Source organism: Desulfosporosinus sp. HMP52 (assembly GCF_000765145.1).
In the GTDB taxonomy this organism is placed as follows: domain Bacteria; phylum Bacillota; class Desulfitobacteriia; order Desulfitobacteriales; family Desulfitobacteriaceae; genus Desulfosporosinus.
This window is the reverse complement of sequence record NZ_JMGA01000042.1, coordinates 1-6,480: the sequence shown is the minus strand read 5'-3', so window position 1 is coordinate 6,480 and position 6,480 is coordinate 1. Positions and strand designations below refer to the sequence as shown.

The following is a 6,480-nucleotide window of genomic DNA, read 5'->3' as shown; positions in this document are numbered from 1 at the left end:
GGAGGTAAGGAATACATTCTTCTGAATGATCGTGTCCATAACGGCCTCGGCCTCAGCCTTATCCAGGTCTTCCCTCGGATCAGGGATGGTGATGGAGAACGTTTTGCCGCCGGCAGTCGTAAAAGTTAACTTTACCACCTTATTCGTCGTTATGGCCATAGTATCACCTCTCTTCAAGCAATTCTTCCGGAGGATTACTGGTTGTAACAAGTTCTACGAGTAGGCTATGGAGATAAAAAAAAGACCTAGACCTCCTTTGAGGTCTAGTTATATAAATCTATTTGTTCAATTATATGCATAAACTCGTCATCATCAATAATGCCTATTCGGCGGAACAGGCTTACGGGCAGACACTTTTGGTCGTTCCGCGTAGGTTCCATGACCCTCGGCAAAACGACATGTTTCGCCGAGTAAAAGGAGTTGTTTTGATCATCAAGAGAGAAGTGGCGGCCACGCGGCCGCCGTTATTTTTTGGCACTACCTAAGCTAACGGCGGGTCATATAGGTCGTTGGTCGTGGTTCCAACAACCTTAATATCCCGCTTTCCGATCAGTTCGCCGCTGGAGGTAAGGAATACATTCTTCTGAATGATCGTGTCCATAACGGCCTCAGCCTCAGCCTTATCCAGGTCTACCCTCGGATCAGGGATGGTGATGGAGAACGTTTTGCCGCCGGCAGTCGTAAAAGTTAACTTTACCACCTTATTCGTCGTTATGGCCATAGTACCACCTCTTTTCAAGCAAATTTTCCGGAGGGTTACTCATCGAGCAACTCAAAATTTTTCCTCAGGAGTACGTTTATTACCGGATTCTGTCCCAGACTGAATAAAGCTTCCGCCACATCATAAACATCCTGTTCGGAGGCGGTAGACTTCAGGTCATTCAGGCTTTTTTGCTTGAGTTCCGGGCCGCCGGTGGGTGTGGTCCCGGTCTGGTATTTTACAATCAGTGTTGAATTTAAAGACGTCGTACTTACCGCTATCGTCCTCACATCCTTTCTGACCTATTGACTGGCCGCTTTGAACTCAGCCCGTCCGTATATATTATGATCCTGCTTGTCCGGAGGTTACAGTCTGCGGCCGACCTATAATAAAGTAAGATTCCCGATTCCAATTCAGGGACAAGCTATTAAAGTGAGGTTTGTCACACGCATAAGCCTGGCCCCATATTCTGTGATTAAGTAACAGAAAGGACAGGTAATATATGAAGGATTTGATCGCGGATCGCACGCCGATTGTAATCGCGGCTGAAATAAAAACGATCAGACACCAGGCCGGGTGTGCTATTGAAATCGGCCGGCGCCTGAAGGAGGCTAAGGACCTGCTTCCCTATGGATAAATATAACAATTGTGATTTCTTTTAGAAGGAGAAATTGCCTTCGTGTTGAATATCTGAAAGAAGAGTAACCTAATAAGTTGGCATTGATCGAAGGCAAATACTCCGTGTTCCTAGTGAAAAAAACAAAGGAGTTGTTTGGAATTGTTTACTTTACTGGCAACCTTAAAAGTAAAGCCTGGCAAAGAGGCCGAAGTGACCGAAATTTGTACTCAATTGGCCGAGAAGGTTCTATCTAACGAAGAGAATTGTTTGATGTACATACCCCATGTTGTCATGAATGACCCAACTGAAATCGTCTTTTTTGAAAAGTACAAGGATAAAGAGGCTTTCAAAGCCCATGGAAATTCAGCCTATTTTCAGGAAGCAGCCAAAAAGTTTGAAGACCTGCTTGAGGGAAAGATCCAGGTAAAATTTCTTGAAGAAGTATAATAGGCAGTGACAGTAACGTGTTAGACATAAACGTAATAGGAGGCTTTCGTGTGTTGACACGAAAGCCTCCTATTACGTTGGATATCATGCTCATACACAGCTTCACTTGGCGGAGGTTATCATTAAATCTCGCATGTTTCTAACGCCGCATTTTTCCAGATGCCGGTACAGAGTGGTTCGAGCAACCCCTAACTCACGTGCTGCTTCAGATAGATTACCGCCTGACTCCTGTAAGAGATTGAGCAGGGCCTCTTTTTGGCAATTAAATGGTTTCAAATTCGTCACAGGAACGTTAATCTTACTCGATGAATTATTCATAAAGCCCATTTTGATACTATGAGGAAGGTCGTCTATCCTTATAGTATTATTCAGGCAAAATAATACTGCATGTTCTAAGCAGTTTTGTAATTCTCGAACATTTCCTGGCCAGGGATAGACATTAAAGAGAAATTGTTGAACTTGTTGGTCAAGTTTAAACGAAGGATTATCATATTTATGGGTGAGTTGCTCCAAAAAGTGATCAACTAACAACGGGATATCGTCTCGGCGTTCTCTAAGAGGTGGAATCTCAATACTCACAACTTGGAGCCGATAATAAAAATCTGCACGAAATAGTCCATCATTGACGAGTTGTTCGGGTTTATGGTGGGTGGCTGAAATGATTTTAACGTCAACCGGAATGGGAGTTACTCCTCCCAGTCGCACAACCTCACGTTCTTGGAGAACCCGTAAAAGATGAACTTGAAAATCCAAAGGCATCTCTCCAATCTCATCGAGGAATAAGGTTCCCTGATTAGCCTCTTCAAATTTCCCCTTTCTTCCGCCTTTAACAGCCCCGGTAAAAGTACCGGGGTCGTATCCGAAGAGTTCACTGGCAAGCAACTCCTTTGGGATAGCCCCACAGTTGATCGCAACGAAGGGGCCTTTGCGTCTGTCACTGATTTGATGGATCGCTTTGGCAAAGAGTTCTTTGCCTGACCCGCTTTCTCCAATTAGTAAGACCGGAACGTTGGCTTGAGCAACTTTGGTGCATTTAGTCATAGCGTTAAGAATTTTGCCTGATCTACCAACAATTTTGTTCCAGCAATCATTCTGAAGGGGCCATTTAGGGATTGTATTTTGGCTTGAACTTCTAAGGAGCAGGACGAAACCTATGGTTTTGCTTTCATGAACGATTTCTTGGCTTAAGACTGGGATCCCAAATTGTTCAATAAATACTTCGTACGTATCCTTCGCTTGTACCGAGTTATGCTGGAGTCGAAAATGCGAATGGAGTTCCTGCTCAGTCCATAGTGTTCCCAAATCCTTACCGGTTGCATGTTTACTAAATTGACGTGCGGAAGGGTTAGCCTCTACCAGATTAAAGGCCGCATCTAGGACTATGACACCATCTTGGGGATATGACAGAATAACGGCTGAATACCTTGTCATTAGCTGAAACCTGGTTTTTACGGCAAGTTCATTAAGCTTATTTTCAATGACTCTGGAAGCCATCATTGTCATTCCCAGAGTGTGGGACTGAGCTTCTTTCCAGGATCCTGTTATATCGATAACACCGAGAAGTTCTTTTGTGATTGGATTCCAGATGGGAGATGACGAACAGACCCAATCATGAATACCTTCGCAATAATGCTCTGCAGCAAAGATTTGAACGGGGTAACCTGTTTTCAGGCTTGTTCCGATGGCATTCGTACCAATGACCTCTTCACTCCAGTTTGAACCTAACACGAAATTAATCGTTTCAGCTTGCTGTTTTATCTGGCGGTCGCCCTCAAGAAAGATTATTCTTCCTTGAGAATCACAGAGTGTTAAAATATACTTGGTATCCTGGGTGTGATTTAATAACTCTTTTAAAGTTCCTATCGAGTATCCATACAAATCAGAGCTCTGGATGATTTTTTTTATTTTTTCGTGATTAAGAGGAGTTTCAGTTTTTTTGCTTCTGGGGTCAAGGCTTGATTGAAGACAACGTACCCAAGAATCATGGACAATGGGTCGAATGGGAAAGTGATCTTGTGATTTGTCAAGAAAACTGTTTCGAGTCTCTTCCAGCAATTTTCGCTGTCTAACCAGTCCTTCTGAGCTATAAACGGCCAGTTGAGAACAACTCATTCTAACACCCCTTCCGCGTGAAATTAATATCTATTATTTTCAGTAAATTCAGTATATTTACATTGTATGCTTATCTGAAAATAATATCAAGATTTCATAAATCCTCAAATAAAAGACAAGACCTCCTTACGGCAAAGAGGTCTTGTCTTTTATTAATATAAAAATTTCTGAGCAGGGCTCTTATGCATCAGCTTTCAGCACGACCTTAATAGCGTTGTCACGACGTTGTTCAAAGATATCATACCCATCCGCAACCTGTGATAACGGTATGGTATGGGTTATAAGTGGTTTCATATTGAGTTTGCCTTCTTTAATTAGGTCAATGAGCCTAGGGATATGATTGGCAGGAACAAGTCCCATTTTGAGCGTGATATTTCTTATCCAAAGTTTATTCATCTCCAAGACCTGTGGTTTTTCAAATACCCCAACTAAAGAGACCGTTCCCCCTGGTCTAACGGCATCAATTGCTGCTTTAAAGGTGGCTTCAAAACCATTGGCTTCAATGGTTACATCAGCGCCACGTCCGTTGGTGAAGTCTTTTAAAGCCTGCGTAACATCAACTTCATTCGGATTTAAGCCATAATCAGCCCACTTTTGCTTCAATGCAAAGTCAATCCTAGATTGATCAATGTCTACAGCAACAACTCTGGAAGGTCCCCAACGGCGAGCGGTTGCCATTGCACACATGCCGACAGGTCCGGACCCGAACACTGCCACAGTATCTCCAGGCTGAATACCCCCGTTTTCAGCTGCGAAATAGCCTGTGGAAAGGATATCACCGACGAACAAGACATCTTCGTCAGTTAGGCCATCCGGAATTAGGTAAAGTCCATTATCAGCATAGGGAACTCTAACCAAATCTGCTTGACAGCCATCAATTTTATAACCGAAAAGCCAACTGCCATTGACACAGTGCGAGTATAAGCCTCGTTTGCAATAGTAACATGACATGCAATGTGTGACGCAGGAAACGGCGACCTTATCTCCTTTTTTAAACTTAGTAACACTAGTTCCTGTTTCGATAACTTCGCCACAGAATTCGTGACCAATAATTCGTCCCGGTTCAACTTCGGGCATCCCGCCGTTTCGGATGTGTTTATCTGTACCGCAAATTGTTGAGGTGGTCACCCTTACTATTGCGTCAGTAGGTTTGAGAATTTTAGGATCCGATACTTGATCAAGACTCATATTTTTTGGACCATGATAGACGAATGCTTTCATGTAAACTCCTCCTGTATTCTTTAGTTTGAATCCTTGATTTCAGAGGTTGAAAATGCCTAAGGTACTCCTTTCTTATTTACTAAATATACTGAATTTTCAATTATATAGAGCAAATATCATGCCAAAGACATAATCCCTGGAAATTGCCTGCATCTCGTTGTAGAGTAGCTATTTGTTTAATCAACTAAGTAATATAGCGCTTCAATTCCGCTACATGTGTAGCGCTACAACTGTAGCTGTGATCTAAATGAATGAAGGTTAGCTTGATTCATTTAGACTTAGGTACGTGGGATAATGAATTCAAGGAAAACAACTCACTCAAGGTCAGGGCCAACCATATCGCCTCCCTCTGTGAAAACCTGGATAAAACGATTAAGGAAGTCAAGCATTAGCTCCTCCAAATCGCCCCCAATGACAAGGAGACGTAGATCATTTATAAGAATAAAGTTTACGATCTTTTGAATGTGGCTTAAGGACTAGACGTCGAGCAGGCATGCTCGTCTCGGCGAAGATAGGCAGTAAGAAATGGTTGATGAGTCTGTCCCATGAGAAAATTGCCATCGGAATCCAAAATATAAAAATTGAACAGAAAGATCTCTAAACTGAGTGCATTAGAGGTCTTTCTGTTTTACTGTTATACGAGGGAGTAAAACTAACCGCAATTTCTTTTGCCCATTCTGTTCTCGTTAAGTGTGAGGCAGTCGATATAATGGTCAAGCTGAATTTAGATCGCCACACAGCCTGGAGACGAGTTATTACTCCTGTATTCGGCGGAACAGGGCCTACGGGCAGTCACTTTTGGTCGTTCCGCGTAGGTTCCAACCTGCGCGAAACGACAAGTTTCGCCGTTTGTGCTGAAGAAGACGGTGAAGGTCTTACTATGAACATTGCTGTCAAATGTTAATTATTAATCCGCATATTTGTCTTGATAGCGGGAGGCCATTCTTTTAGCATATTAGCCATGTTTTGCAGCATTTCCTGGGCAGCTGCCCGGTTTATTTCTTTTTGTTCAGGGTCTATTTTGGCTAAGGCGGTAAGACTTCTCAGCAGCTCTTCAAAGGTCTTGCGGATGTTTTCGCGGTGAATGGAAAATTGGGCGTCGTAGGGTATGCTGGAGTTTTTGGCCTGTGCCGTTTTGAGCTGTTCTTCCAGCTCGCTGATTTTCTCGGCTGAGGGAGCCGCTTCTGTAACTTCCTTCAGTTCCGACTGCTTTTCAGCGACTTTATCAAGCTCCTTTTGATACTTTAGTTTAAAGTCATCCACCTGTTTCTCCAGATCTTGGGTCTGGTTGCTTAAGCGGGCAATTTCCTTGTCTTTGCCGTCCAGTTCCTTTTTAAGGCCTTCTTTCTCCTCAATGGCCTGAGCTTTTTCTGCTTGGGCC

General features: G+C 43.1%; 6 protein-coding genes and 3 pseudogenes. 3 read left to right on the top strand and 6 right to left on the bottom strand.

All coding sequences use genetic code 11. The features are described 5' to 3' along the window. The 3 genes from DP73_RS22725 to DP73_RS22720 form a co-directional block, all read right to left on the bottom strand. A partial coding sequence (locus DP73_RS22725) for a DUF2922 domain-containing protein (protein WP_081963065.1) occupies positions 1 to 159 on the bottom strand: 159 nt, incomplete at its 3' end. 322 nt (positions 160 to 481) lie between these two features. Continuing rightward, on the bottom strand, positions 482 to 721 hold the full coding sequence (locus DP73_RS15810) for a DUF2922 domain-containing protein (RefSeq protein WP_034600727.1): 240 nt from the start codon (positions 719 to 721) through the stop codon (positions 482 to 484). A gap of 35 nt (positions 722 to 756) precedes the next feature. Continuing rightward, positions 757 to 981, bottom strand: a complete 225-nt coding sequence (locus tag DP73_RS22720; protein ID WP_081963066.1) for a DUF1659 domain-containing protein — start codon at positions 979 to 981, stop codon at positions 757 to 759. A 221-nt stretch (positions 982 to 1,202) separates the two neighbouring features. Here DP73_RS22720 and DP73_RS22715 point away from each other — a divergent pair. After that, a pseudogene (locus DP73_RS22715) lies at positions 1,203 to 1,334 on the top strand (DUF3102 domain-containing protein); the annotation flags it as partial. A 144-nt stretch (positions 1,335 to 1,478) separates the two neighbouring features. After that, positions 1,479 to 1,766, top strand: a complete 288-nt coding sequence (locus DP73_RS15805; protein ID WP_034600726.1) for a putative quinol monooxygenase — start codon at positions 1,479 to 1,481, stop codon at positions 1,764 to 1,766. A gap of 102 nt (positions 1,767 to 1,868) precedes the next feature. Here the strand turns inward: DP73_RS15805 and DP73_RS15800 are convergent, their stop codons facing one another. Together DP73_RS15800 and DP73_RS15795 are read right to left on the bottom strand one after the other, a co-directional pair. Next, positions 1,869 to 3,878, bottom strand: a complete 2,010-nt coding sequence (locus DP73_RS15800) for a sigma-54-dependent Fis family transcriptional regulator (RefSeq protein ID WP_034600725.1) — start codon at positions 3,876 to 3,878, stop codon at positions 1,869 to 1,871. A 180-nt stretch (positions 3,879 to 4,058) separates the two neighbouring features. Next, positions 4,059 to 5,099: a Zn-dependent alcohol dehydrogenase gene (locus DP73_RS15795; RefSeq protein ID WP_034600724.1), complete on the bottom strand. Its 1,041-nt coding sequence runs from the start codon at positions 5,097 to 5,099 to the stop codon at positions 4,059 to 4,061. Between the two features lie 314 nt (positions 5,100 to 5,413). Between DP73_RS15795 and DP73_RS23975 the strand changes: the two are divergent. Then, a pseudogene (locus tag DP73_RS23975) lies at positions 5,414 to 5,579 on the top strand (preprotein translocase subunit SecA); the annotation flags it as partial. A 420-nt stretch (positions 5,580 to 5,999) separates the two neighbouring features. Here DP73_RS23975 and DP73_RS15785 read toward each other — a convergent pair. Next, a pseudogene (locus DP73_RS15785) lies at positions 6,000 to 6,480 on the bottom strand (hypothetical protein); the annotation flags it as partial.

Excerpts from the sequence above, each read along its gene's own strand:
- DP73_RS15810 (WP_034600727.1), bottom strand. The coding sequence starts at position 721 with ATGGCCATAACGACGAATAAGGTGGTAAAGTTAACTTTTACGACTGCC.
- DP73_RS15800 (WP_034600725.1), bottom strand. The coding sequence starts at position 3,878 with ATGAGTTGTTCTCAACTGGCCGTTTATAGCTCAGAAGGACTGGTTAGA.
- DP73_RS15795 (WP_034600724.1), bottom strand. The coding sequence starts at position 5,099 with ATGAAAGCATTCGTCTATCATGGTCCAAAAAATATGAGTCTTGATCAA.